This is a genomic window from Haloarcula sp. H-hyl2 (assembly GCF_056934385.1).
The window spans coordinates 403,701-429,535 of record NZ_JBRIIJ010000003.1; the positions used below are offsets into that span (position 1 = coordinate 403,701).

21 protein-coding genes are annotated in these 25,835 nt (G+C 64.1%); 17 read left to right on the plus strand and 4 right to left on the minus strand.

All coding sequences use genetic code 11. From position 1 onward, the window contains the following. Positions 1 to 994: 994 nt before the first annotated feature. The 12 genes from Hhyl2_RS19195 (at position 995) to Hhyl2_RS19250 (ending at position 16,470) form a co-directional block, all read left to right on the plus strand. On the plus strand, positions 995 to 1,801 hold the full coding sequence (locus Hhyl2_RS19195; protein ID WP_483552403.1) for an IclR family transcriptional regulator: 807 nt from the start codon (positions 995 to 997) through the stop codon (positions 1,799 to 1,801). A 169-nt stretch (positions 1,802 to 1,970) separates the two neighbouring features. Next, positions 1,971 to 3,263 carry a glutamate dehydrogenase GdhB gene (gene gdhB / locus Hhyl2_RS19200; RefSeq protein WP_483552404.1) on the plus strand — a complete coding sequence of 431 codons (1,293 nt, stop codon included), beginning with the start codon at positions 1,971 to 1,973 and terminating at the stop codon, positions 3,261 to 3,263. Then, entirely contained in the window at positions 3,260 to 4,225 is a 966-nt protein-coding gene (rocF, locus tag Hhyl2_RS19205) for an arginase (protein WP_483552405.1), read from the plus strand. The genes gdhB and rocF overlap by 4 nt, the downstream gene beginning before the upstream one ends. A 93-nt stretch (positions 4,226 to 4,318) precedes the next feature. Then, the gene (locus tag Hhyl2_RS19210; protein ID WP_483552406.1) at positions 4,319 to 5,647 is read left to right on the plus strand and encodes a class-III pyridoxal-phosphate-dependent aminotransferase; all 1,329 of its coding nucleotides are present in this window, start codon (positions 4,319 to 4,321) and stop codon (positions 5,645 to 5,647) included. A 270-nt stretch (positions 5,648 to 5,917) separates the two neighbouring features. Continuing rightward, positions 5,918 to 7,252, plus strand: coding sequence for a hypothetical protein (locus Hhyl2_RS19215; RefSeq protein WP_483552407.1), 1,335 nt, complete (start codon positions 5,918 to 5,920; stop codon positions 7,250 to 7,252). Positions 7,253 to 7,625: 373 nt separating this feature from the next. Next, positions 7,626 to 9,407, plus strand: a complete 1,782-nt coding sequence (locus Hhyl2_RS19220; protein ID WP_483552408.1) for an ABC transporter substrate-binding protein — start codon at positions 7,626 to 7,628, stop codon at positions 9,405 to 9,407. A 173-nt stretch (positions 9,408 to 9,580) separates the two neighbouring features. Continuing rightward, a complete protein-coding gene (locus Hhyl2_RS19225) occupies positions 9,581 to 10,555 on the plus strand; it encodes an ABC transporter permease (protein ID WP_483552409.1) in 975 nt (324 codons plus the stop codon). Next, positions 10,555 to 11,559, plus strand: a complete 1,005-nt coding sequence (locus Hhyl2_RS19230) for an ABC transporter permease (protein ID WP_483552410.1) — start codon at positions 10,555 to 10,557, stop codon at positions 11,557 to 11,559. The genes Hhyl2_RS19225 and Hhyl2_RS19230 overlap by 1 nt, the downstream gene beginning before the upstream one ends. Continuing rightward, on the plus strand, positions 11,556 to 12,599 hold the full coding sequence (locus Hhyl2_RS19235) for an ABC transporter ATP-binding protein (protein WP_483552411.1): 1,044 nt from the start codon (positions 11,556 to 11,558) through the stop codon (positions 12,597 to 12,599). Before Hhyl2_RS19230 ends, Hhyl2_RS19235 begins: the two co-directional genes overlap by 4 nt. Continuing rightward, on the plus strand, positions 12,596 to 13,999 hold the full coding sequence (locus Hhyl2_RS19240) for an ABC transporter ATP-binding protein (protein WP_483552412.1): 1,404 nt from the start codon (positions 12,596 to 12,598) through the stop codon (positions 13,997 to 13,999). The genes Hhyl2_RS19235 and Hhyl2_RS19240 overlap by 4 nt, the downstream gene beginning before the upstream one ends. Next, positions 13,996 to 15,018: a hypothetical protein gene (locus Hhyl2_RS19245; protein WP_483552413.1), complete on the plus strand. Its 1,023-nt coding sequence runs from the start codon at positions 13,996 to 13,998 to the stop codon at positions 15,016 to 15,018. Before Hhyl2_RS19240 ends, Hhyl2_RS19245 begins: the two co-directional genes overlap by 4 nt. A gap of 117 nt (positions 15,019 to 15,135) precedes the next feature. After that, positions 15,136 to 16,470: a M28 family peptidase gene (locus tag Hhyl2_RS19250; protein ID WP_483552414.1), complete on the plus strand. Its 1,335-nt coding sequence runs from the start codon at positions 15,136 to 15,138 to the stop codon at positions 16,468 to 16,470. Here the strand turns inward: Hhyl2_RS19250 and Hhyl2_RS19255 are convergent. Further along, entirely contained in the window at positions 16,467 to 16,922 is a 456-nt protein-coding gene (locus tag Hhyl2_RS19255) for a universal stress protein (protein ID WP_483552415.1), read from the minus strand. The two genes, Hhyl2_RS19250 and Hhyl2_RS19255, sit on opposite strands and share 4 nt — an antisense overlap. A 207-nt stretch (positions 16,923 to 17,129) precedes the next feature. Here Hhyl2_RS19255 and Hhyl2_RS19260 point away from each other — a divergent pair, with 207 nt between their 5' ends. Continuing rightward, a complete protein-coding gene (locus Hhyl2_RS19260; protein ID WP_483552416.1) occupies positions 17,130 to 17,966 on the plus strand; it encodes a proline dehydrogenase family protein in 837 nt (278 codons plus the stop codon). Positions 17,967 to 17,988: 22 nt separating this feature from the next. Here Hhyl2_RS19260 and Hhyl2_RS19265 read toward each other — a convergent pair whose 3' ends face one another. Next, complete coding sequence (locus Hhyl2_RS19265) at positions 17,989 to 18,711, minus strand: helix-turn-helix domain-containing protein (RefSeq protein ID WP_483552417.1); 723 nt, start codon at positions 18,709 to 18,711, stop codon at positions 17,989 to 17,991. 139 nt (positions 18,712 to 18,850) lie between these two features. On the opposite strand from Hhyl2_RS19265, the gene Hhyl2_RS19270 reads away from it, so the two are divergent. Further along, positions 18,851 to 20,377: an aldehyde dehydrogenase family protein gene (locus tag Hhyl2_RS19270; protein WP_483552418.1), complete on the plus strand. Its 1,527-nt coding sequence runs from the start codon at positions 18,851 to 18,853 to the stop codon at positions 20,375 to 20,377. Between the two features lie 403 nt (positions 20,378 to 20,780). Next, positions 20,781 to 21,902, plus strand: coding sequence for a bactofilin family protein (locus tag Hhyl2_RS19275; RefSeq protein ID WP_483552419.1), 1,122 nt, complete (start codon positions 20,781 to 20,783; stop codon positions 21,900 to 21,902). Positions 21,903 to 21,906: 4 nt separating this feature from the next. Here the strand turns inward: Hhyl2_RS19275 and Hhyl2_RS19280 are convergent, their stop codons facing one another. Then, on the minus strand, positions 21,907 to 22,482 hold the full coding sequence (locus Hhyl2_RS19280) for a flavodoxin domain-containing protein (protein ID WP_483552420.1): 576 nt from the start codon (positions 22,480 to 22,482) through the stop codon (positions 21,907 to 21,909). Positions 22,483 to 22,701: 219 nt separating this feature from the next. Between Hhyl2_RS19280 and Hhyl2_RS19285 the strand changes: the two genes are divergently transcribed. Next, on the plus strand, positions 22,702 to 23,544 hold the full coding sequence (locus Hhyl2_RS19285; RefSeq protein WP_483552421.1) for a DUF6920 family protein: 843 nt from the start codon (positions 22,702 to 22,704) through the stop codon (positions 23,542 to 23,544). Between the two features lie 300 nt (positions 23,545 to 23,844). Next, entirely contained in the window at positions 23,845 to 25,308 is a 1,464-nt protein-coding gene (locus Hhyl2_RS19290) for a DUF8147 domain-containing protein (RefSeq protein WP_483552422.1), read from the plus strand. A gap of 9 nt (positions 25,309 to 25,317) precedes the next feature. Here Hhyl2_RS19290 and Hhyl2_RS19295 read toward each other — a convergent pair. Then, on the minus strand, positions 25,318 to 25,835 hold a 518-nt coding region (locus tag Hhyl2_RS19295; RefSeq protein ID WP_483552423.1), incomplete at its 5' end, for a metal ABC transporter permease.

Here is a 25,835-nt window from a genome sequence, read left to right on the forward strand (position 1 = left end):
TTGATATATACAAACTCCCAGTATCGGCAGTTTCGAGTTCTCAGAGGGCCTGTGCACGGAAACAACAACGAATGGGTTCGGCCGCCAGCACCGACGCTGGAACAGAACCGAATCGCGAGTATACAGAAAAAGTCAGCTATGACAGGTATTGAAGTAACCCGCTATCCAGATCACACAATCAGGAGTGACGTTGGATTCGCCAGCTCCGACACCAGTTGGCGAATGCTCCGACTCACCACAGTACCACTTGGATTTGTATATTTCAAATCGCCCGCCCCCTCCGTAATACAGCCGTCTGTCAGACGGCCAACCGTCTGTCCATCCCTGTACAGCGGTATGTGTGCTCGCCCTCCAATGAGTGGTTCGAGACATCGGTCTCCAATATTGTCGCCTCAACACCGCTTCCGGGGAATTAGCGCCAAGAAACAGGCGTACAGGTGTTATACGAACTAGAGGAGTCTCAGCGGGCATGCGCTGGGGAACAGTGGCGTGACTCGAATCGGGGAGCCAAATAACATCCGTACGTATATTATTTTCTGTCGTCGCAATCATTGAACGGACTCATAATCGATGACTGACGAACCCTGTGTTTGATAAATACAAATTCGGGTGTTTGAAACGTATAGCGGCTCCGCACGCAAAGATCGTCACGTCCGTCGGCCCCAGAGTTACACGACAAGATTGCTCCACCGGTACTGTCAGGCGATGCAAACAACCTGTATCTACAAGATGTAGCCTGCTGGAGGGACACGCAGGCACGAAGCCGACCTACGAAAGACCGGCTCCCGAACCGAGGTCGTACTGCAGAGACAGCATCGATCCCGGGCGGATTGGGTTTGATTCTCTCAAACGTTTCCCAGGGGCGCCACCGCTGCGCTCGAACGCCAGTTGCAGCCGTCGAAACGTTCCATTACGGTCGATTTCTACTATCGAACGCAGAAGGTCGTTTGATTTTCGCAAACTTTTATATTAAATCAGTGTCCGCTAGTGGAGTATGGCTGGCAACCCGTCGTCTGAAGGGAGGTCGCGGATGATCAAGTCTGTCCTCAGAGCGAGCGAGATCATGGAGACGATCCAGGAAAAAAACGTCGCGACGCTGGACGAGATTGCCACACAGAGCGAACTCACGAAAGGGACCGTCCACACGTACCTGCGGACACTGGAGGAATGTGGCTTCGTGACCGAGGACGAATCCGGTTTCCGGCTCGGTCTCAGGTTCATCACGATGGGCGAACACGTCAGAAACGAGATGGACCTCTACGTCGCCGGGCAGGAGGAGGTCGACAGCCTCGCGAAGGAGACCGGCGAGTACGCCCACCTCGTCGTCGAGAGCGGCGGGCGGGAGGTCGCTATCTACGAGAGTCGTGGCGAGTACGCGATCGCCATGGACTACCATCTCCGGATGCGAGAGACACCACAGTATCTTCACGACAGTGCGGCCGGCAAGGCGATCCTCGCCCACTCGGGCGCGGATCGACTCGACGAGATACTCCGCGGGCAGGAACTCGAAGCCCAGACCTCGAACACCATCACCGACGAGGAGACACTCCGTGAGGAACTCGAAACCGTCCGGAGCCGTGGGTTCGCGGTAAACGACGAAGAGGAGGTCCGTGGGATGCGGGCGGTCGGCGCACCGATCCTGGACAGCGACGGATCGATCCTCGGCGCGGTGAGTCTGACCGCCCCTGCGGGCCGTCTCAAGGACGAGCGATTCACCGAAGAGACGCCGGAGCTGGTGATGGAGACAGCGAACTTGATCGAGTTGAATCTCGAAACTGCACAGTTCGAACGCAATCCCTGACGCCGGTCCTGTGACAGCGTGGCAGACTGACAGCGGTGAATATTTATAGGTGGTTGGTAAACTGTGGAACTGCGAATCGAGTCGGCCAGCCCCGACACCGTACCGAACGATCAGGCGGGTGCGTGCAGTGCCCCGTCCCGAGCGGCAGACGATACACCATGGAGAGACGATGACACCACAGAGCGAGACAGTTTCAGCCGAGGAACAGGACACGGACGCGTCGGACGCGGAGTCCGCAGTAGCGACCACACTCGCGCAGCTCGACGCCGCCGCTGAACACGTCGATATCGACCCGGGGATGCTCGAACAGCTCCGCCACCCGACCAAAGTGCTGCAGGTAGCGGTCCCCTATCGAACCGACGAGGGAGACGTCGAGGTGCTCACAGGCTATCGTGCACAGCACTTCGATATCCGGGGCCCGTACAAGGGCGGGCTCCGCTACCACCCGGAAGTCAACGCCGACGAATGTACCTCTCTGGCGATGCTGATGACCTGGAAGTGCGCCGTCATGGACCTCCCGTTCGGGGGGGCGAAAGGCGGTGTCGTCGTGGACCCGAGCGAACTCTCCGCCGACGAGAAAGAGCGTATCACGCGCCGGTTCGGCAAGGAGATCCGTGACTTCATCGGGCCGACGAAGGACATCCCCGCGCCCGATATGGGGACCGACGCACAGACGATGGCGTGGTTCATGGACGCGTACTCGATGCAGGAGGGTGAGACGATTCCGGGTGTCGTCACGGGGAAGCCCACGGTCATCGGCGGGAGCGAGGGTCGCGAGGAAGCGCCGGGCCGGAGCGTCGCCATCGTCACGCGCGAGGCGCTGGACTACTACGACGTCCGCGAACCGACGGTCGCCGTGCAGGGATACGGCGCGGTCGGCTCCAACGCCGCGAAACTCCTCGACGACTGGGGTGCCACGGTGGTCGCCGTCAGCGACATCGGCGGCGGTATCTACGACCCGGACGGCCTCGATACGGATGCCGTGCCCACCCGTGCCGAGACCGACGAAGGCGTGCGCGCGCTGGACGACGTCGAACACATCACGAACGAGGAGCTCCTCACTCTCGACGTCGATGTCGTCATCCCGGCAGCCATCGGGAACGTCTACACGGAGGCCAACGCCGACGACGTCCAGGCAGACATGATCGTCGAAGGCGCCAACAGCCCGACCACGAGCACGGCCGACGACATCTTCGAGGAGCGCGACATTCCGGTGCTGCCGGACATCCTGGCCAACGCTGGCGGCGTGACCGTCTCGTACTTCGAGTGGCTCCAGCACATCAACCGCCGGAGCTGGCCCCTGGAGAAGGTTCGGCAGGAACTTGACGAGGAGATGGTGACCGCCTGGGAGACGGTCCGAGAAGAGGTCGAGGCAAACGACGTCTCGTGGCGAACCGGGGCCTACATCGTGGCCCTCTCACGGATCGCCCGCGCACAGAACGCACGTGGGCTGTGGCCATGACACGGGCGAACACCGGCCTGGCCGAACAGGAGCGACGCGGGGGCCACCTCGACCGGACGGTGAACATCCTCGGCGTGCCAGCAGATCTCGGTGCCGATAGACGCGGTGTCGACATGGGCGCATCGGCGGTCAGATACGCCGGCCTCGTCGAGACCTTAGAGTCCGTCGGCCTGGACTGTACGGACCTGGGCAACGTCGACGTTCCACGACTTGCGACCCACGCCGATTCGGACTGTGCCGACAGTGACGCGAAGTACATCAACGGCATCGGAGAGATGACCCGCACGGTCTCGACCCGGGTCGCGTCGGTCCTCGACGCGGGGAAGTTCCCGCTCGTCCTGGGTGGGGACCACTCGGTGGCCATCGGTGCGATGCGTGGCTCGGCAGCCGACGAGGAGATCGGCGTCCTCTGGTTCGACGCTCACGGAGACTACAACACACCCGCCACCTCGCCGAGCGGGAACGTCCACGGGATGCCCCTGGCCGCGATCCACGGCCACGGCTGGTTCGACGATTCCGACTGGGCACAGTCGCCCAACGTCCGCGAGGAGAACACCGTCGTCGTCGGTGCCCGCAGCCTCGACGAGGGCGAACAGCGCGCGCTCCGTGACAGTGACGTCACCGTCTTCACGATGTCGGATATCGACGAACACGGCATCTCTGCGGTCACCGAGGAAGCACTCGACGTCGCCAGTGACGGTGTCGAGCACTGTCACGTCAGCCTGGACCTGGACTGGCTGGAGCCGACGGAGGCTCCCGGCGTGGGAACGCCCGTCAGGGGTGGTGTCACCTATCGGGAAGCTCATTCGGCGCTCGAACAGGTCGCCGAACGCGACCGCACGGAGAACCTCCTGCGGAGCATGGACGTCGTCGAGGTCAACCCCATCCTCGACCACGACAACGCGACCGCCGAACTGGCTGTCGAACTGACCGCCAGTGCGCTCGGCAAGCGGATTCTGTAACGCCCCGACGTCGTTCGTTCACACTGGGGCTGGGATGGTACAACCGCCGTGGAAGGCACATATTTTATTATGGCCCACCCCATGGAGTGATGCATGGATCGAGAGACCGCAGAGCCAAGTGTGCACCAGCTCCCCGGCCCACGAGCACAGGAGTGGGTGGATTTCCACCAGGACACCGCCGCACCGAGCACCTACGTCTACGAGTTCGTCTGGGACATCACCGAAGACGCCATCGGGCCGTTCTGTACGGATCCGGACGGAAACGTCCTGCTGGACTTCACGAGCCACGTCGCGGCCTCACCCCTGGGGTACAACAACCCCAAACTGATGGAGAAGCTCCGGGAGTTCGACATGGTCGACCCGCTGAAGATCGCCGGCCAGGACTTCTACGTCAGCACCGGCGGGACACCCGACGAGACGGAGCTCCCGGGGCCGGCACACCTGATGGACACGCTCACCGAGATCAGCGAGCAGTACGGCATGGACACGGTCTTCCTCTCGAACTCCGGGGCCGAGGCCGTCGAGAACGCCATGAAGATCTGTTACGACCACTGTGATGTCCCCAAGTACGGGCTGACCTTCGAGGGGGCGTTCCACGGCCGCACCCTCGGAACCCTCTCGCTGAACCGTTCGAAGTCGGTCCACCGCAGGAAGTTCCCCGAACTCAGCGGCATCCACGACGTCCCCTACTCCGAAGAGGGCGTCGACCACCTCAGGGAGAAACTGGACCCCGACACCGGGCACATCCCCGCCGACCAGGTCGCGTTCCTCATCCTCGAACCGGTCCAGGGTGAGGGGGGCTACCGGGTCCCCACGCCGGAGTTCATGGCGTCGGTCGGCGACCTCTGTGCCGAGTACGATATCCCGATCATCGCCGACGAGATCCAGTCCGGCGTCGGCCGGACCGGCGAGATGTGGGCCTGTGACCACTACGATCTGGATCCGGACGTCATCACGAGCGCGAAGGCGTTGCGCGTGGGCGCGACCATCTCCAGTTCGGACATCTTCCCGGACGAGACCAGTCGCCTCTCCTCGACGTGGGGCGCCGGCGACATCCTGGCGTCGATCCAGGGGACGCTCTCGCTGGCTGCCATCCAGGAACACGACCTGCTGGAGACGGCGACGAGACAGGGCGAGTACCTGCTCGCGGAACTCCAGGCGCTCCAGTCCGCCTACCCCGAGGTCGTCGTCGACGCGCGTGGCCTGGGCCTGATGACCGCCATCGAGCTGGACACCGCGGACCGCCGCGAGGACGTGATGGACGCGGCCATGCAGCGTGGCCTCCTCACCCTTGGCTGTGGCGAGAAGACGCTCCGACTGCTTCCGCCGATGGACGTGACCACCCGCGAACTGGACATCGCCCTCGACCTCCTCCGCGACGCCGTCGCCGACGTGGCCCCCCGAGCCGCGTCGCCGAACTGAACGCTCCTGCCGGTCTGTTCCTGCAGTCACTGACGTTTCCGCAGACAGTCGCAACGTCGCATCCCCGCCGAGTGGCGACACGAGCGCCCGATGCGTTGGGGGTGGAATATAACTGTTCCCCCTACCCGCAAATGCGTCGGCTTGGTCTATCTTTACGTGTCTATCGTTCCCACGATAATTCGTGTCACGGTGACCGCTACCGCGGAACTCGGGCACACAGTACATATGCTACGTTCACACAGAGTTCAGCGTGCGTGCAGGTCCCTGGGAATGATCGCGATACTGCTCGTCGCAGCCATCGCCATCGGGACACCGGCATCGGCAGCGGAGACATCGGAGACCACGTGTACAGAGGGTGATCTCTACTTCGCGGGCGGTTCACTCGCGAAGTACGACAGCGGCAACACGGAACCGTACGACCAGATGGTATCGGCCGCAGGGGGCGCGGACAACATCGAGGTAGCGATCATCCCCGCCGCGAGCGGGACCCCCCACCAGAGCTATCTCGGCTGGCGAGCCGATTTCAACGCCGCAGGGGTGCCAAACAGCTCGATCCACGAGATCGAACTGGCGGTAAAAGACGACCCGGCGACGAGTACCGTCGACGAGTCGACCTGGGCCGACAACGGGAACAACGCGTCGGTCGCCCAGCGCATCGAAGACGCCGACATCGTCTGGATGAACGGCGGGGCACAGAGCCGGCACGTCCAGGTGCTGATGGACGGTGCCAACAACCGCCAGGACACTGATGCGATGGCGGCGGTCCGGCAGACGGTCAACTGCCAGGGCGGCGTCGTCGGCGGTTCCTCGGCCGGTGCGGCGGTCGCTGGTGCGGACATGGTGGGATCGGGTGACAGCTACGGCGCGATGCGAGACGGCATCTCGACGACGGACACCTACGGCGACAGCGGCGACTTCCGTGCCTGGGCAACGCAGGGCCTCGGCCTCCTGCCGGACAACGTGATGACCGGTACCCACTTCCAGCAGCGCGCCCGGACCGCCCGACTGGTCCGGACGATGTGGCACGAGGATAGCAGTCGCGACCTGACGAGACAGGACCTCGGGTTCGGCATCGGTGAGAACACCGTTCTGGTCTTCGAAGGCGGGACCACGCGGGCGCGAGTCATCGGGAAGAACGGTGTCACAGTCTTCGACGTCCGGAACGCGGAGGCGACCCAGTCCGCGACGGACGACGACGCGCTGAACATCAAGTACGTCGAGGTCCACTACCTCTCCCGGTACGACGAGATCGACTACGGCGGGAGTTCGGTGACCCTCTATCCCGACACCACCAACAAGACCTACGACACAGTCGCGAACCCCTACTACAGCAGGAACAGCAACGGCGGGCAGTGGATAGAGAACACCAACACGGAGAAGCTGATGACCGAGGAACTCATCGACAACTCCGCCGAGACGGTCAGCGCCACCGAGTGGGGTGACGGGACCGACTACACCGCCCGCGGAAGCCAGGGTGTCCGGATCACCTACTACCAGATGTCCGATTCGACGGGCCACTGGGGCGACGGCTACGCTGACGGCCAGGGCCGGTACTTCGTCGGTAGTATCGAACTCGATATCGAGTCAGTCGAGGACGGCTACTGACACTGCTGGTCGTGACTGAGAGGGGGATTCGCCTCCCAGTGGCGGCGGAACGGATTGCGAGACGTACAGTGGCGGGATGATTTCCGGGCCCCAAAGGGGAGCTATCCCGGAATTCACTCGATCGACGCGTGTCGCGGGAGCCGTACAGTCGACGCCCGCCACGACGCGCCCGAGGACGACTGCCGACGCCGGTCGACGTCCTGAGACGATGACGAACGTCCACTGATAGTCGGAACGTCCTCAAGAGTGAGTTTTTTCGAATATTCGAAATACAAATACAACATTCGTTCGAGGGAGGGAGTGACGAGAGTCGGTCTCGACGACCGACGAGGGAAATCTATTTATACTATTGTGGTATGGTTGTTCATAGGCCATGAGCCAAGAGAATGACTCACACGTGGAACGACGCAAGTTCCTCGCCTCCGTCGGGGTGGCGGGCGGTGCGTCGGTCCTCGCCGGGTGTACGGGTGACAACAATACGTCGACAGACTCCTCGGGAGGCAGTGGTGGAAGTGATGGGGCCTCCGGGAGTACGCAGACCGAAGCGCCAACCGAACAGCAGACGACCGCGGACCCGAACGCGATCAGCAAGGGCGGGGATCTCACCGTCACGGTCGGATCACAGGCGAAGACCCTGAACCCCCATCTGGGTGACCAGACGACAGACAGCGCACTGGCCGAGGCGTACTCGAACAGTCTGCTCGCGTTCAATCGCGACGGCTCGATCACCGGCGACCTCGCGGCGGACTGGTCGGTCAGCGACGACGGGACCGTCTACACGATCGAACTGCACGAGGGCATCCAGTTCCACGGTGACTACGGCGAGGTGACCGCGGAGAACGTCCGCCAGAACTTCCTGAAGATCATCCAGGACAAGGAGTACGGTGCGGTCAACCGGGGCGAGTTCGAGGGGATCCTCTTCGGCGAGGGGCCGGACGGCAACACGCTCGATCCTGCCTCGCGGATCACGGCGGTCGACGACTACACCGTCGAGTTCGATCTGGTCCAGCGTGACGTCACCTTCCCCTCGAAGCTGACGAGCTACCGGACGGCGATCATCTCCCTGGACGCGCTCGAAGAGATGGGTGAGGACTTCGGCTCGTTCAAGGGCGGCGTCATCGCCACCGGGCCGTTCAAGTACAAGAACGCCCAGGCCGCCGGCCCATACGAGTTCGAGGCCCACGACGGCTACTTCAAGGAGACCGACGCCGGGCAGCTCCCATACGTCGACAGCGTCACCTACACCGTCGTGACCGACGGGACCGTCCGGAACACGAAACTCAAGACCGGCGAGGCCGACATCAACCCCACCGTCCCGGCCAACAAGGTCGAGGACGTCGAGTCCGCGGGCAACGTCAAGGTCATCTCGATGCCGGCTGTCGAACGCGTCAACATGTACATCAACTGGCGTAACGTCGAGCCGCTGGGCAAAAAGAAGGTCCGGCACGCGCTCGGCCACGCCTCGAACCGCCAGGCCATCAAGAGTGTCAAGTTCAACGGCCGCGCGGATCCCGCGTGGTCGGTCTTCCCGCCGTGGCACTGGGCGTACGACGACGAAGCCACGAACAAGTACCCCTTCGACACCGAGAAGGCCAAGTCGCTGCTCGAGGAGGCCGGCGAGAGCGACGGGTTCTCACTGACGGTCGACGTGACGAACCAGCCGAAGTTCGTCGACATCGCACAGATCCTCCAGCAGAGCTACAAGAAGATCGGCGTCGATATGTCGATCAACCCCAAGGAGAAGGGGTCGGTCTGGGGGCCGTGGTACCCGAGCGAGTGGGAGGACGCCGACCAGCCCGAGTCCAAACAGGAGATCGGGCCGCCGCCGGAGGTCGAGGCACTCATCGAGAGCATCGGCTACGGGTTCAGCGCCGACGGCTACGCCTACCTGGGCTTCCACTCGAAAGCGTTCTTCAACTCCTCGTTCTACGGAAACGAGGACGTCGACAAGTGGACCGAGGAAGCGCGCCGGACTCCCGACCGCCAGAAGCGCAAAGAACTCTACAGCAAGGTGCAGGCCCAGGTCACCGAGGACTACCCGCTGATCATGCAGGTCTGGCCCCACACCAACCAGGCCCACCGCAGTGCAGTCGGGAACTACATCGCCTACCCGACCCGGACCCCACACGTCGAGAAGGTCTTCCTCGACGAGTAAGGCCAGGTCGCCAATCGCGCATTACACGAAACCTTTATATTTTCGAGCCAGGGTTGTGATATCATGACGGTCCAGAACATACATAATAATCATGGCGTCGCGCGTGGCGGGCGCGCCGGGAGCCCCCGGTCCACACCGTTCGCGGGCGTCGCTCGACAGGAGGTGTATCACCCGTGAGTACCACGAACTACGCGATCAAACGGATTCTGTTGCTCGTGCCGGTGTTGCTGGGGGTGTCGCTGGCGGTGTTCATGTTCATCAGGCTGAGTCCGGCAGACCCCGTAGCTGCGATGTTGCCACCGGAGGCAGCCGCACAGCAGAACATCGTCAACAAACTCGAACGGGAGATGCACCTCAACGAGCCGTTGCCCATGCAGTACGGCCACTGGCTGTGGGACGTTCTCCACGGAGATCTGGGATACTCCTACTCCCGTGACGCGGAGGTCGCGACGCTGCTGGCGAACTCGGTGTGGGCGACCGCACAGCTGTCGGCGTTCGCGTTCGTCATCGGGCTACTCGTCGCGATCCCGATGGGCGTCGTCAGTGCCGTCTGGAAGGACTCGTGGATCGACCAGGCGACTCGGATCGCCTCCTTCGGCGGCATCAGCATGCCGGGCTTCTGGCTCGCCGTGATGCTCATCCTGGTGTTCGCCCTGTTCTGGCAGAACTGGTTCGGCTATCCGCTGATCGCCTCCGGTGGATACGCCACGCCGAGTGACGGTCTCGTCACCTATCTGCAACACATCGTCCCGCCGGCGGGGGTGCTGGGCATCGGTTTCGCCGCGCTCGTGATGCGGATGACGCGCTCCTCGATGGTCGAGGTGCTCGAAGAGGAGTACATCCGGACCGCACGGGCGAAAGGCGTCAGAGAGCGGACCGTCGTGATGGTCCACGGGCTCCGGAACGCTCTGATCCCCGTCGTGACGGTGATGGGGATGCAGGTCGGGTTCCTCCTCAACGGTGCTGTCGTCATCGAGCAAGTGTTCCAGTGGCCGGGCGTCGGTCGCCTGCTGTACCAATCGATCCTCCAGCAGGACCTCGTCACGGTCCAGGGTATCGTCCTGTTCATCGCCTCGGTGTTCGTGCTCGCGAACCTGACGGTGGACCTGCTGTACGCCTACCTCGACCCACGGATCAGTTACGAATAATGGCTTCAGAAACACAAACCTACGACGAACGCTCCTTCGGTGAACAGCTGTCGGCACGCCTGGCGTGGATGGCCGACGTGTACGGACGGCTGGACCTCAGCGCCCGGATCTCCTTCTGGATCATCACGATCATCTCGACGATGGCGATCGCGGCGCCGCTGGTTACGCCGTACACGCCGACAGAACAGCTCGCAGTGACCGTCGACCCGGCACTGAAACTGCACGCTCCGACGGCTGCCAACCCGATGGGGACCGACCTCTACGGCCGGGATATCTACACGCGGCTGGTGTACGGTGCCCGCGCCTCGCTGGCGGTCGGCATCCTGGCCGTCGGCCTGGCGGTGCTGCTGGGTGTCACCTCCGGGGCCATCGCTGGCTTCGTTGGCGGCTGGGTCGACGAGACGATCATGCGCATCCTCGACATCCTGATCTCGTTCCCGGCACTCGTGCTGGCGATCACCCTCGTCGGCGCGCTCGGGTCGGAGACTGTGTTGACGATACTGCCCGGTATCGGAGGGGTGTTGACGGCGATCCCGGTCGTCGGGGGCTGGTTCTCACAGAACATCATCAACGTCATCTTCGTCATCGGGCTTGTCTACTCGCCACAGATCGCCCGCGTCACCCGCGGGCAGGTACTGACAGCGAAGGAAGAGGAGTTCGTCGAGGCCGCGAAGAACACGGGGCTGCCACGGTGGGAGATCCTGTTCAAGCACGTCCTGCCGAACGCGATGGCGCCCGTGCTCGTCCAGTCGACGTTCATGGTCGCGACCGCCATCCTCTTCGAGGCCGCGCTGTCGTACCTCGGACTGGGTGTCCAGCCACCGACGCCAACCTGGGGTGTGATGATCTCCAGCGGGCAGGGGTACCTCCCCGACTCCTGGTGGTGGTCGGTGTTCCCCGGCCTGGCCATCATGGTGACCGTGCTGTCGCTGAACCTGCTCGGTGACAGCCTGCGCGACGAGTTCGACCCACGTTCGGCGACCGAAGGAGGACCCGGCAAATGAGTCAGCAAGAACCAGAACACGGGCGACGAACCTCGCCCGCCGACACCGAGGAGCACGAACTCATCGACCGTCCGGACACGCTGCTGTCGGTCGAGAACCTGAAAACGCAGTTCAACACTGCGGACGGGACGGTCCGTGCCGTCGACGGCGTCTCCTTCGAGATCCAGGAGGGCGAGATCCTGGGTATCGTCGGCGAGTCGGGCTGTGGGAAGTCCGTCACCAGCCTCTCGCTGATGGATCTGGTGCCCGACCCCGGCTACATCGCCGACGGGAAGGTCAATTTCAAGGGCGAGAACCTCTTGGCCAAGAGCGCCGAGGAGAAACGACAGCTCCGGGGCAACGAGGTCTCGATGATCTTCCAGGAGCCGATGAAGGCGCTGAACCCGGTCTACGACATCGGCTGGCAGGTCGGCGAACCGCTCCGTGTCCACGAGGACATGAAGAAGAAGGCAGCCCGCGAGCGCGCCGTCGAGTTGATGCAGCGTGTCGGCATCCCGAGCGCGGAAGAGCGGGTCGACGACCACCCACACGAGTTCTCCGGCGGGATGCGCCAGCGGGCCATGATCGCCATGGCACTGGCCTGTACGCCGGACCTGCTCATCGCCGACGAGCCCACGACTGCGCTGGACGTCACCATCGAGGCCCAGATCCTCGATCTCATCCAGGAGCTCAACCGACAGACCGGGATGAGCGTCGTGATCGTCACCCACGACCTCGGCGTCGTCGCGGAGGTCTGTGACCGCGTGGCCGTGATGTACGCGGGTCGCGTCGTCGAGTACGGCGACGTCGAGGACATCTTCGCGGATCCGCGACACCCCTACACCAAGGGGCTGATCGACTGCGTGCCGGACCCGAGTGCGGACAACCAGGACCTCGAACCGATTCCCGGCGAGGTGCCGGACCTGGCGAACCCGCCGTCTGGGTGTAACTTCGCCCCGCGGTGTCCGTACGCGAGCGACGACTGCCAGCAGACCGACCCGCGTCTGCGCGAGGTCGACGACGACCACTACAGCGCCTGTATCTGGGAGGACCCACAATGACCGAGACGATACTCGACATCCACGGCCTGAAGAAGTACTTCTCCGAGAGCGACTCGCTCATCCGACGACTGCGCCCGGACCAGACGGTCAATACCGTCCGTGCAGTCGACGGTGTGGACCTCTCGGTCCGCGACGGCGAGACGCTGGGCCTGGTCGGGGAGTCCGGCTGTGGGAAGTCCACGCTGGCTCGCGCCGCGATCCGACTGCTCGAACCGACCGAGGGCGAGGTCTACTACCGCGACGAGGAGGTCACGGGCTACTCCCGGGAGGAACTTCGACAGTTCCGTAGCGAGGTCCAGATGATCTTCCAGGACCCCTTCGCCTCGCTGAACCCGCGCTACTCCGTCGAGAAGACGCTCACGGAGCCGATGCGGGTCCACGATATCGGGTCGAACAAGCGCGAACGGCGCCAGCGAGCGATGGACCTGCTGGAACGCTGTGGCCTGGGTGCCGAACACGTCGACCGACATCCACACGAGTTCTCCGGCGGGCAACGACAGCGCATCGCGATCGCACGGGCGCTGGCGGTCGAGCCACAGTTGATCGTCGCCGACGAGCCAGTCTCGGCGCTGGACGTCAGTGTCCAGGCGCAGATCCTGAACCTGCTCTCGGAGCTCAAAGCCGATATGGGGCTGTCGATGCTGTTCATCAGCCACGACATGTCCGTCGTGCGCCGCGTCTGTGACCGCGTGGCCGTGATGTACCTGGGCGAGATCGCCGAGGTAGCCGACACCGCGACGCTGTTCGCGGAGCCACGCCATCCATACACGCAGGCGCTCCTGTCGTCGATCCCGGTCCCCGACCCGACCGTCGAACGGGACCGCATCAGCCTGGAGGGTGACGTGCCGACGCCCATCGACCCACCGTCGGGCTGTCGGTTCCACCCGCGCTGTCCGAAGGTCATCCCGCCCGAGGAGTGGGACGGCTCCCAGGAAGCCTGGCGACGGACGCTGGGACTGGCGACCCGGATCCGGGACGACGAGATCGATCCGGCGGCCACGCGTGACCACCTCGAAGCCGAGGGCGAAGACAGTTCCACGAGCGCGGTCATCGACGCTATCTACGAGGAGCACGTCACCCGGAGCACCGTCGCCGACGCAGAATCGGTCTCACTGCCCAGCGACGGGGAGGCGACCGTCCGCGACGCGCTCGGGTCGCTCGTCGAGGGCGACCAGGCGGCTGCCATCGACACGCTGGAGAACTCCTTCAGTACGGTCTGTGCGAAGGTCGAACCCGACCTGAACGAACACGGGGCGGCCGACGGGAAGGTGTCGTGTCACCTCCACGATCCGGAGATCGAGGTCGAGAACCCGACGCTCGGAGCCGACCAGGAGGGCAGAACCGACGGACAGGCCCCACAGACAGATACCGGCGCCGACACGGGGGCGAACGTCCGATGACCGACCCGACGAGCGACCAGTCCGCCGGTGTCGGCCCGACCGGCGGAGAACCCCCCGAGCCGGCGACGGCCGACCAGACAGTGACCGACGTCGACCACAACGAGACGCTCAGGAACATCGTGGGCCGAGCCGTCGCCGACCTCGATATCGACGACGAGGAGAGCGTCTTCGCCGACCAGGCCACCCGCGAGATCGTCCGGGACGCCTATCGGACGGTCACCCGCGACCGGACCGTCGAGAGCGATGCGGACGCGGCAGCGATCATCGAAGACGCCACCAGTGAACTTTCCGGGACCGCGATGACGCTGGACCATACCGGCCCAGTAACGGTCGATCCGGTCGATGCCGCCGTCTATACATTCTCGCGGACCAGAGGCGGGGACGCCTTCGAGAGTGTGACACTCCCCGAACCGTTGGTCGATCCCGTCGCACAGGGTGCCGCTCACTGTGCCGGCGAGGAGTACGCGGACGCCGCGGCGGCGTTCAGCCTGCCCACCGACCACGAAGACGACGATATCGCTATCACGGCACACGTCCTGGCGGGACTGGCCCGCCACTGGAACGGCGACGACGACACCGCTATCGACCACGTCAAAGCCGCACTGCAGCGCGACATGGACGCCTGGACGCCCCTGCTGGTCGGCGTCGCCGCCGGCTCGGACCTGCCACAGCGGTTCCGCGACGGCGACCACGACGTCGTGGCCTACGTGCGCTGGACGACCCGCCAGCCGAGTGAGGAATGTGAAGTCACGGCTCGATGGCGCCCGGACACGGCATCGGAGTGGCGGCCACTGGCCGGCCGGAAGTGCGCTCCCCTGTCGCGACTCACCGCCGAGAGCCAGCTCAGGTTCACACTCGACGGGACCATCCCCGACTTTCCGGAACTGCTGGGCTACTACGTCACCCTCGGCGTCGTCGACAATCGAGCGGAGAATCCGGAGGCCCGCAGCGCCGACCGCATCCTCACGACGGGCCCGGTCAACGACCACGTGAGCGAGCGACTCTCGCTGGACCGGTAGCGGGACTCGACAGGTTTTTCTCGCCGGGCTGGGACCACCCCGCATGGACAGTAGCGCCCTGTGTCCAGGGAGCCACGGCAGTACAGACGAGATCTCAGCCAGCGACGGGTGGTCGCTGTGACCGAGCCGCGACTGCCGACCGAGACGGTCGGGACCGCCTACACCAGCGAGCGGGGCTGGGAACTGCTCGAATCCCTCTCGGATATCGAATCTCGCATGGCCGGGTCACCGGGCGAGGAACGTGCTGCAGAACTCATCGCAGACGCCTTCCGGGACGTAGGTGTCCGGGACGTCGAGGTTCCCGAGTTCCCGGTGCACGGCTGGACCCGTAGCGACAGTACAGTCGCACTGAGCGACGGACCGACGTTCACGCAGCAACACGAGGTCATCGGCCTGCCGGGCTCGCCCCCCGGCGAGGTGACCGCCCCGCTCGTCGACGCGGGCTGTGGCACCGTCGAGGAACTGGCCGATCTGGAGACGGAGGGCGCGGTCGTGCTGGTCTCCGACGAAACGCCGCCGGACTACCCGCGCCGCGTCCACCGCGTCGAGAAGTACCTCGCGGCCGCCGACGCCGGTGCGGTCGGGTTCGTCTTCCGGACGACCACGAAGGGCTGTCTACCGCCGACCGGCGACGTCAGCACGGAGCAGAGCCCCGGGCCGGTTCCGGCGGTCGGCGTCTCCCGCGAACTGGGCGATCGGTTGAGCCGGACGGACGACGACACCGAACTGACACTGACCGTCGAGTGCGAGACGGGTGACGCCACGAGCTACAACGTCGAGGGTGTCGTCGGCCCGGCCGAGGGACCCGAAGTCCTGCTCACCGCACACCTCGACGCCCACGACATCGGCAGTGGGTCCAACGACAACGGCTTCGGCTGTGCGACGCTGACCGCTGCCGGGGAACTGCTGGCGACCGTCGCGGACGACCTCGATACACGCGTCCGCCTGGTCACCTTCGGGGCCGAGGAGGTCGGCTATCGGGGAGCGTACCACTGGGTCGAGTCGAACGACCTCTCGGACGTGAAATGCGTCGTCAACGTCGACGGCGCCGGCTACTCCCGGACGCTGGATCTCTTCGCGAACACGTTCGAGGAACTGTGTGACGTCTACGACGAGGCCGGTGACGCACTCGGCGTCCCGGTCCAGACACGCACTGCACTCAGTACTCACAGCGACCACTGGCCGTTCGTCCAGCAGGGTGTCCCCGGCGCACAGGCCCGTACCGTCTCCCCGGAGGGACGGGGCTGGGGCCACACACACGCCGATACGCTGGACAAACTAGATCCGCGTGACTTGCGGGACCTCGCGGTCGTTGTTACCGAGGGGGCTGTGCGTCTGGCCGCAGACGAGACCGGGGTCGACCACAAACCGTCGGCGGACGTCCGCGACGCTGTCTCCGACGCCGGTCTCGAAGAACCGCTTCGGGCCTCCGGCGAGTGGCCCTGGGACTAAGCCTGGGCTTCGTCCATCACGGTGACGACGGGCCTGTCGGATTCCAGCAGGATGGACTGGGTCGTACTCCCGAAGATTGCCTTGCCGGCCGGCGACCGCTGTCGGCCGCCGATAACGACGTAGTTCGCATCCAGGTCGTCGGCGACTTCGTGGATCGTCTCGACGGGGTCGCCGACCCGGCCGATGGTGTTGACCGTCGTCGCGTCGACGGATTCGAGCGTGTCACGGACGACGTTGTTCGCGACGGTGGCCGCCGACTCCTGGCACTGCGAGAGGCTGTACCCCTCGACAGCACCGGAGCCCTCCATGGAGTCCTTACGGGATTTGAACTCCTCTTCGGAGACAGTATGGAGGACGTGCAACTGTGTATCGTAGGCCCTTGCGAGGTCGTGGGCTGTCTCCACGACCGGCTCGTTCTCTCGCTCCGCAGTAATTGCTGCTAACACGACCATATTATCCGTTCGATCGAACCCACAAAATAACTAGGGGTGCCAGTGGTCGGGAGACGGCAGTTCATACGGCCCTAGTGTAGGATCGTTCCAGAGAATCTCCTCGATCTTTAGCACCCATACACTTCCGCTAGGGCTTGTTCCAGGGATTGTTTCTTGTATTTTGTGGTAGGGGGACCGCTTAGGTCAATCGGTGACGTATTCTTCCCAATGATTCCACCGATAGCCGACAACTTCGTCGCCGGTGAGACCGCGCCAGAGGCGCTGGACCACGTGGCCGGCCTCAATAAGGACGGGATCGAGGGCATCGTCAACCTCCTCGGCGAGCACTACGGCGAGCGCGACCCAGCCGACGAGGACGCGGATGCCTACGTCTCACTGGTCCGGGACCTCGGCCGGAGTAATCTCGACGCGTGTATCTCGGTCAAGCCGTCACAGATCGGCCTCGATGTCGGCGATCACGTCTTCGAAGAGAACCTCACACGCATCGTCGACGCAGCGGCCGCGGAGGAGGTCTTCGTCTGGGTCGACATGGAGGACCACGAGACCACCGATGTGACCCTGGACGCCTACGAACGGCTCGTGACAGAACACGAGGGCGGTGTCGGCGTCTGCACGCAGGCGAACCTCAAGCGCACGCCGGACGACCTCGAACGACTGGCGCCGCTCCCCGGCAAAGTCCGGATCGTCAAGGGCGCCTACGCCGAACCCGACTCGATCGCCTACACGGAGAAGTCCCGCGTCGACGAAGCATATCGGGACTGCATCGAACAGATGTTCGAGACCTTCGAGGGAGGAATCGCCGTCGGCAGCCACGATCCGGAGATGATCGAGTTCGCGAGAGATCTCCACGACGAGTACGGGACCGAGTTCGAGGTCCAGATGCTCATGGGTGTCCGCGACGACGCACAGCGCGACCTCGCCGCAAAGGGGTACCCGGTCTATCAGTACATCCCCTACGGCGACAAGTGGGTCTCGTACTTCTATCGGCGCGTGCGAGAACGCAAGGAGAACCTGCTGTTCGCGGCGCGTGCGGTCCTGACCTGAGCGGCCGGACTTCGCCGGCTAGTCACCGGAGCGTCTCGGGGTCGAGCAGTTTCGCTTCGGCCTTCCGGAGGTGTTCGAGGAGGGTGGTCTTGGAGACGCCGAGTTTCGACGCCAGTTCGCGCGTCGAGATCCCACGTGGCCAGTCGTAGTAGTCGTGTTCGCGGGCGAGTTCGAACGCTTCCCGCTGGCTATCCGAGAGTCGGTCGATCCGGCGGAGTTCCTGGGAGGAACCGTGACCGGCTGTCGTGATCCGTTTCACCTCGATCTCGGCGTCCTCGCGCTCGCGGATCTCCGCCAGCAGCGACTCCGCCTCGTTGCGGGACCCGGGGAAGAAGACCGGCCAATGCTCGCGGCCGTGCCGGACCCTGACCGGTTCGTCGTGGATGAACCCCCGCTTGGTGAAACTCTCCGTGATGGAGTTGTCGGGTTCGTACTCGACGAACAGGTCTCTCGTGGTGTTCTCCGGGAGACAGGCCCGCCCGCGCGAGCCGTGCCGACCCTCCAGTTCCATCACGGAGTCCGTCAGCGGTGACTCCCGGGCGAGTGACACCACCTCCTCGACCGCGTCGATACTATCGGCGTAGGCCGTAAAGAGCCCCTTCACCGAACTGTCCTGTGTGTTGTAGACGCCGTGTGCGAGCAACCCGGCCGACGTCTCGTCTGTGACCTCGGTCGTCCAGCAGTCCGGGTGCCAGACGCTCAGCGTCATCTGGACGCCGCTCTGTTCGTGCTGTGCTTCACTCATGCGTATACCCGCTACTCGCTCGGTAGCGTTATCGTGTATGTCTCTAGCCGCACATATAAAAGTACGGTCCAGACCGCCTCCCAACCCCCTGACCATGGACGGCCCCGGTTTTTCGGGGGTGGCGAATAGATTCTCTCACATGAGTGCTAGAAGCTCACAGCGACACTACATCGACGGTGAATGGACCACCGGGTCGGGCGATGAGACCTTCGCCAGCGAGAACCCCGCAACAGGCGAGGAACTGGCGAGGTTCCACCGCGGGACACCCGAGGACGTAGCTCGTGCACTGGCCGCCGCCGAGGGCGCGAAAGAACAGTGGCAGTCGCTCTCGTACATCGACCGCGCCGAGTACCTCTGGGATATCTACCACGAACTGCGGGACCGCCACGAGGAACTGGGCCGCGTGGTGACCAAGGAGTGCGGGAAGGAGATCAGCGAAGGAAAGGCCGACGTCACCGAGGCATGGCACATGGTCGAACTGGCCGCCGGGAACGCACGCCATCCCCACGGCGACGTCATCCCCTCGGAGATCGCGAGCAAGGACGCGTACATGCGCCGCCAGCCAAAGGGCGTCGTCGGCTGTATCACCCCGTGGAACTTCCCGGTCGCGATCCCGTTCTGGCACCTGGCGATCACGCTGGTCGAGGGCAACACCGTCGTCTGGAAGCCCGCCGAACAGACCCCCTGGTGTGCCCACATCGTCGCGGAGATGTTCGAGGACGCTGGTATCCCTGACGGCGTGTTCAACATGGTCCAGGGTTACGGCGACGCGGGTAACGCCATCGTCGAGGACGACAGGGTCGACACCGTGCTGTTCACCGGGAGCGCAGCGGTCGGCCACAAGATCGCCTCGAATGTCGGCTCCCAGCCCGGCAAGATGGCGGCCTGCGAGATGGGCGGGAAGAACGCCGTCGTCGTCACCGAGGAGGCCGATCTCGACGTGGCCGTCCACTCGGCCGTGATGTCGAGTTTCAAGACGACGGGCCAGCGCTGTGTCTCCAGTGAACGTCTCATCGTCCACGAGGACGTCTACAACGAGTTCAAAGAGCGGTACGTCGAGACCGCCCGACAGGTCGCCGTCGGCGATCCGCTCGACGAGGACACGTTCATGGGTCCGCTCGTCGAGGCGGACCAGGTCGAGAAGTTCCACCGCTACAACGAGATCGCCCGTGAGGAGGGCGCGAACGTCCTCGTCGACCGCGCCGAACTGGACGCAGACGAGATCCCCGACGGCCACGCTGAGGGCCACTGGGTCGGCCCGTTCGTCTACGAGATGGCGTACGACAGCGACGCACGCTGTCTCAACGAGGAGGTCTTTGGCCCCCACGTCGCGCTGCTGTCGTACAGTGGCGACGTCGACCGCGCCATCGAGATCCACAACGACGTCGACTACGGCCTCGCCGGCGCCATCATCTCCGAGGACTATCGCCAGATCAATCGGTACCGGGACCGTGCCGAGGTCGGCCTCGCCTACGGGAACCTCCCGTGTATCGGCGCCGAGGTCCACCTCCCGTTCGGCGGCGTCAAGAAGTCCGGCAACGGCTACCCGAGTGGCCGCGAGGTCATCGAGGCCGTCACCGAGCGAACCGCCTGGACGCTGAACAACTCGAAAGACATCCAACTGGCCCAGGGCCTCTCCTCGGACATCACGACAGAAGATGAGTAAGCCTGTACCGAACCCACGGATCGGCTCGGTATGTCCACGGTGCAGGAGCGAGTTGACGACCGAGAACGGGCTGGCGACGTGTACCCAGTGTTCCTGGTTCGGCCGGTTCGGTGCGGATTGAAGGCGACGAAGACAGACGGATTCGGGAATCCTACGTTCGATCCCGAGCTAAAGTCCCTATCCACGAGCAGAGTGGCGCGATAGTGCACCTATTCTACAAAATACAATTTGAAAATTCTATTTTTGTATCTATATTTGCGATTTGCGGCTTCATAATCCCGAATACACGTATTTAATCTCTGTTCTCAGATGAAAGTTCGGCCATATAGATTTGTTCCCCCACCGTCGTCCGGGATAGAAATGTCAGCGAATCTTTATATATTCCCGAAGAGAAGTGCGGGATATGAGTGTCTCCCCCGCTCTCACACGCCGTACCGTTCTCGTCGTGGTCGTCGGGCTCCTCCTGGTCCCAGTTGGGACCGGTGTCGCCGCCGCCCAGCAGTTCCAGGGCGCCGCCGGAACGATCGTCGTCGAGGAAGGTCAGACGTACGACAGCATCGAGGGTGTCGCCGGGACGATCATCGTCCGCGGCACCGTCACGGGTGATGTCTCCGGGGCCGCCGGGACCATCCAGATCACGGAGACCGGCCAGGTCGACGGGGACGTCAACGCCGCCGCCGGGACGATCAGGATCGACGGGACAGTCAATGGGAACGTCGACGCCAGCGGCGGTACCGTCATCCTGGGTGAGACCGGGCAGATCGGTGGCACGCTCCAGACGGGCGCGAGTTATCTCAGCATCGACGGGCAGATCGACGGCGACGTCCGAGCGGGCGCAGAGACGATCGACCTCGGTCCGAACGCACGGGTCGGTGGCGAGTTCCGCTACGACGCCGCGACGTTCAACCGCGACCCCGGCGCCACAGTCCAGGGTGAGGTCGTCCGTGACCGCTCTATCGGCGAGTCCGGCGGTCCGAACTTCGAGGGACTCACGATCCCGTCGTGGGTCGGGTTCGTCTACGGCCTCGTCGCGAACCTCTTGCTGGGAGTCCTCCTGCTCGCGATCTTCCCGGAGTTCTCAAGCGGTGTCGCGGACCGTGTCGCGTCGACTCCTGTCCGGACGGGCGGCGTCGGCTTGCTCGTCCTGATCGCTGTCCCGCTGGTATTGCTCATCCTGGCGATCACCATCATCGGCATCCCGCTCTCGCTCGTGGGCGCCATCGCGTTTGGCATCTCGGTCTGGGTCGGCGTCGTCTACGGACAGTACGCCGTCGGTGCCTGGGTACTCGGGCTGGCCGACCGGGAGAACCGCTGGCTCGCGCTCGTCGTCGGCCTGATCGGATTCGCCATCCTGGGTGCGATACCGTTCGTCGGCGGCCTCTTCGACTTCCTGGCGTTCCTGCTCGGGATGGGCGCGCTCGCGCTCGGTCTCCGGGCGGCCTACCGCTCCGGCGGTCGTGACGAATCCGCCGGCGGACGGCAGACGACACTCGACGAGTCCAGCGGTGATAGCTCGCCGGCCTGAGAGCCTATTCCGCCGTGTCCGGCGGGACGAGACCGAGCCTGCCTTCCACGAAGGCCGCGACATCGTTGCCGAACTGTTCGACCTCGTTCCAGTCGGTGTACTCGTAATCCCGGGAGGCGTCCGTGTCCCCGGTGGCGTCCTTCGCGATGCGTTTGATCAGCAACCGCTTGAGGAAGCCGTACTTCGAGTAGCGCAAGGCCCCGCCAAACAGGCCGATGCGGTCCGGGTGCCACCCGGTATCCTCGGTGAATCGGTCGACGTACGCGGCGGCCTCGGCCCGTCGCTCTTCGTCGTCGACCGCAGACGACAGAGACACCTGAAAGAACGCCGAAGGGACGGCTTCGAGTTCGGACAGATGTGACTCGACGAACTCCCGAATCTCGTCGGTATGTTTGCCCAGGTGGATCGACGAGCCGACCAACACTGCATCGGCGCCGTTTAGGTCCGCCATCGAATCGACTGCGGTGACGTCGCTGACCGTCACCTCGTGTCCGCGGTCACGGATCGACTCTGCGAGCCGGTCCGCTACCTTCGCAGTCTGCCCTTCTCCGGTGCCGTAGATCACGTAGAACCGTGCCATATCTGATCGTAAAAACATTGGCCTTCCAATAATATAACGTTCGGCTGAACACTTCGATAGAGGTGTGTGTCCAATTCGTGTCGTTACGTTGATATCCGGTGGCATCGAACATCGCTGCATGGACGGACATTACGATCCAACGAGCGTCTCCTGCCCTCGCGTCACGCCCTCGGCGCTGGTGCGGCTGGTCGACAGTTCGGCTCCCGGGAGTGAGTTGGCGTGACGAAGCGTCGGCGCCTGTCGACCCTGTTCGCGGTCGGTGCCGGTCTGGCCGTCGGTGCCGCCTTCCGCAGTCGGCGATTCGACCAGGAGATCGAGCAACGGCGACGCACTCTCGGTAGGGGCCGTCCGACCGACACCGAGACAGAGAGGCCCATTGAGGACCTGCCTGCCCCAGTCAGGCGCTACTTCGAACAGGTTCGCCCAGCGGATCAAGACGCGTCAGGGCCACTCAGGATCGACCAGCACGGCGAGATTCGACTCGGCGAGTCCGACGGGAGATGGTACGAGTTCGAGGCGACTCAACACGTCGGGACGAACCCTCCGGGATTCGTGTGGGACGCGACGGTCGAACTCCTGCCCGGAGTGGATATCCGTGTCGTGGATGCGTTCACAGACGGTGAAGGAATCCTGCGCGCACGTGCGTGGTCCGTGTTCCCTGTCGCGAGTGCGGGCCCCGACCTCGCCACGGGCGAAGGAGAACTGGCGAGATATCTGGCCGAAGCAGCCTGGTATCCGTGGGCGCTCCGACCGGAGAACGGCGTTCTCTGGGAGGGGATCGACGACTCCTCGGCACGAGCCACCATTTCACAGGGCGACGTGACTGCTTCGGTGGTCTTCCACTTCGACGACGGGGGGCTGATCGAACGGGTCACGACCGACCGGTATCGCCAGGACACCCGCTCGTATGCACCGTGGCGGGGCCTGTTCTCGGACTACGAGGATATCGACGGCCGCCTCGTCCCGACCCGTGCGTCGGCGGAGTGGGACCTGGAGAGCGGCCCGGCACCGTACTGGCGTGGGGTGATCGACGCCATCGAGCCAGCTACGACATCGCGATGAGGTGAGGGCATCACGACCCAGCCCCTGCGCACGGTAATCTTTATATCTATTTGGTGAGATATCTCTAGCACGATGAACCGAACGAAACTCATCGCAATCGTCGCTATCGTCGCTATCGTCGTCATCAGCCTCCGTCGCCGCGGTGGTGACGAAGAATAGTTCGACCGAGGGGAACCCACCAGGGATAGGTCCCCGAGGCCCCGTCTCGCTTCTCGGAGAGCCGTCGGCGACCGCCTCCAGAGCGACGCCGAACCACTATCTCGGCCTAGAGATAAATATTAGCGCTGTGTCACGTCCCGTATGGAGATTCCCGAACGTCGAACGCTACGCAACGGGGCGATCGGCGGCGTCGTCGGTTCCCTGATCGGGTTCGTCCCCATCGTCCTGCTGATCTCTCCGCTACTCGGTGGCGGTGTCGCCGGGTATCTAGAGGGTGACGGGGCCAGGAGGGGCGCGATCGCCGGCGCCATCGCAGGGGCGGTCATGGCGGCGATCGGGACCATAATCACCGGAACGATACTGTTTCTCCGCTTTGGCGAGTTGCCCTTCGACGGGCTGGGTGTGCCGCTGGGCGGGCTATTGATCGGTGCGGTGCTGTCGCTCGTCGCGACGGTCGGTCAGATTCTCGTCGCTGCGATCGGCGGCGGCCTCGGCGGCATCCTCGAAGCGGACAGGCGTGTAGCGCGGGAGGAGACAGCGGTCGACTCGATCACCGAGATGAGCGACTCGCCGCCGCGTTCGTGGGTGCCGCTGGTCGTGAGCCTCGTCGCCGGCTTCGTCACCTTCGTCGTCGTCGGCCTGAGCCTGACCATCGTGCTCGAACCGGTCATCTGGCTCTCCATCCTGGTCGGGCTCCCCGCCGGCATCATCGCCGGGACGGCTGTGGCAGTCCTGACCCACCACATGTTCACGCGGCCGGCGGGCGACCGGATAAGCTGGCGAACCGTCGGCGCGGGCGCCCTGGCTGTCGTACTCCTCTTTGGCCTCCTCCTGGCCGGCCTGTCGGTGCTGGGTGAACAACGGATCGACGAGAGCTCGTCCAGCACGTACGAGTACCGTGTCAGCATCTCCGCCGACGAGACCCTTGAGGACGCCACCTTCTACGTGCCAGTGCCAGTCGAAGGCGACAGCTCCCGTCTCGGCGAGGAGTTCGTTGAGAACGTTCAGTACTATCGGTATACGCCGCCAGTGAGAGGGTACGACGGGGATCCTGCCAGGGTCGAGTTCACGTACGAACTCGTCGAGACGGAGGAGGGGACGATGCTGGCGATATCCGCCGACCGAATTCCGGTCGAGACAGTGTACTACCGTAACGTGGAGAACGAGACCGGCGGCTACTACGAGCGCATCGACGAATCCGAGTACGACCCCGGCGACCCGTCGATGGGCGTCCAGAACGACGGGAGCTTCGAGTTCACCGTCTCGGTCGGGGCCAACGAGACCATCGACACGGCGACGCCCATCGGCGACGAACCGCTGTTCCCGACGCGCCATAACCAGACCGAGGTGTCCTGTTTCGGCCGCGACACGGAAACCAACCACTGCTACGAGTACGACGGCCGAGTCTACGCCGAGTACGACACCGACCCCGACACGAACGTCTACGTCTCGGCGGAGGTCAACGGCCGCAACGAGTGGTTCGCTGGTGGCTGGCGCGGCAACGAATACCGCGAGTGGTCACGGATCCAGATGAGCGGGCCCCAGTCCGGGTGGCACGTGACCGACGGCGACCTCGAAATCGGCAACGGTGTCTATCGGGAGTGAGAGCCTGCTTCAATCCGCCGTCGAATCTGACTCTTCGGCGTCGATACTCCCGAGTTCGGGCATCGAGTCGTCGCCGATCCGCTGCTGGACCTTCCCCCCAGCGACGGCGATGACGTAGATGGCGACCGCGATGAGCACGATGACACCACCGGCGGTGGCCTCGCCGTAGTAGGAAACACCGATGCCGAGCAGGACTGCCAGTTCCGCCAGGACGACCGAGACGAGCAGCGACTCGTTGAAGCTCCGGGCGACCTGGGTGGCGCCGGCGACCGGGACGACGAGCATCGCCGCGACGAGGATGACACCCATGATCTGCATCGCGCCGACGACGACAAGCGCCGTCAGCATCACCATGATCCGGTTGTACCAGTTCACCGAGAGCCCGGAGACGGCGGCGGCCGTCTCGTCGAAGGTGACATAGAGGAGCTGATTGCGAGTGAGTGCGACGGTGACGACGATGACCGAGAACAGGACGAGCAGTATCGCCGCGCTCTCGGCCGAGACCGTCGAGAGATTCCCGAAGAGGA

Coding starts and splice junctions, on each gene's coding strand:
- Hhyl2_RS19195 (WP_483552403.1), top strand. CDS start 995: ATGGCTGGCAACCCGTCGTCTGAAGGGAGGTCGCGGATGATCAAGTCT.
- gdhB (WP_483552404.1), top strand. CDS start 1,971: ATGACACCACAGAGCGAGACAGTTTCAGCCGAGGAACAGGACACGGAC.
- rocF (WP_483552405.1), top strand. CDS start 3,260: ATGACACGGGCGAACACCGGCCTGGCCGAACAGGAGCGACGCGGGGGC.
- Hhyl2_RS19210 (WP_483552406.1), top strand. CDS start 4,319: ATGGATCGAGAGACCGCAGAGCCAAGTGTGCACCAGCTCCCCGGCCCA.
- Hhyl2_RS19215 (WP_483552407.1), top strand. CDS start 5,918: ATGATCGCGATACTGCTCGTCGCAGCCATCGCCATCGGGACACCGGCA.
- Hhyl2_RS19220 (WP_483552408.1), top strand. CDS start 7,626: ATGAGCCAAGAGAATGACTCACACGTGGAACGACGCAAGTTCCTCGCC.
- Hhyl2_RS19230 (WP_483552410.1), top strand. CDS start 10,555: ATGGCTTCAGAAACACAAACCTACGACGAACGCTCCTTCGGTGAACAG.
- Hhyl2_RS19235 (WP_483552411.1), top strand. CDS start 11,556: ATGAGTCAGCAAGAACCAGAACACGGGCGACGAACCTCGCCCGCCGAC.
- Hhyl2_RS19240 (WP_483552412.1), top strand. CDS start 12,596: ATGACCGAGACGATACTCGACATCCACGGCCTGAAGAAGTACTTCTCC.
- Hhyl2_RS19245 (WP_483552413.1), top strand. CDS start 13,996: ATGACCGACCCGACGAGCGACCAGTCCGCCGGTGTCGGCCCGACCGGC.
- Hhyl2_RS19255 (WP_483552415.1), bottom strand. CDS start 16,922: ATGGTCGTGTTAGCAGCAATTACTGCGGAGCGAGAGAACGAGCCGGTC.
- Hhyl2_RS19260 (WP_483552416.1), top strand. CDS start 17,130: ATGATTCCACCGATAGCCGACAACTTCGTCGCCGGTGAGACCGCGCCA.
- Hhyl2_RS19265 (WP_483552417.1), bottom strand. CDS start 18,711: ATGAGTGAAGCACAGCACGAACAGAGCGGCGTCCAGATGACGCTGAGC.
- Hhyl2_RS19270 (WP_483552418.1), top strand. CDS start 18,851: ATGAGTGCTAGAAGCTCACAGCGACACTACATCGACGGTGAATGGACC.
- Hhyl2_RS19275 (WP_483552419.1), top strand. CDS start 20,781: ATGAGTGTCTCCCCCGCTCTCACACGCCGTACCGTTCTCGTCGTGGTC.
- Hhyl2_RS19280 (WP_483552420.1), bottom strand. CDS start 22,482: ATGGCACGGTTCTACGTGATCTACGGCACCGGAGAAGGGCAGACTGCG.
- Hhyl2_RS19290 (WP_483552422.1), top strand. CDS start 23,845: ATGGAGATTCCCGAACGTCGAACGCTACGCAACGGGGCGATCGGCGGC.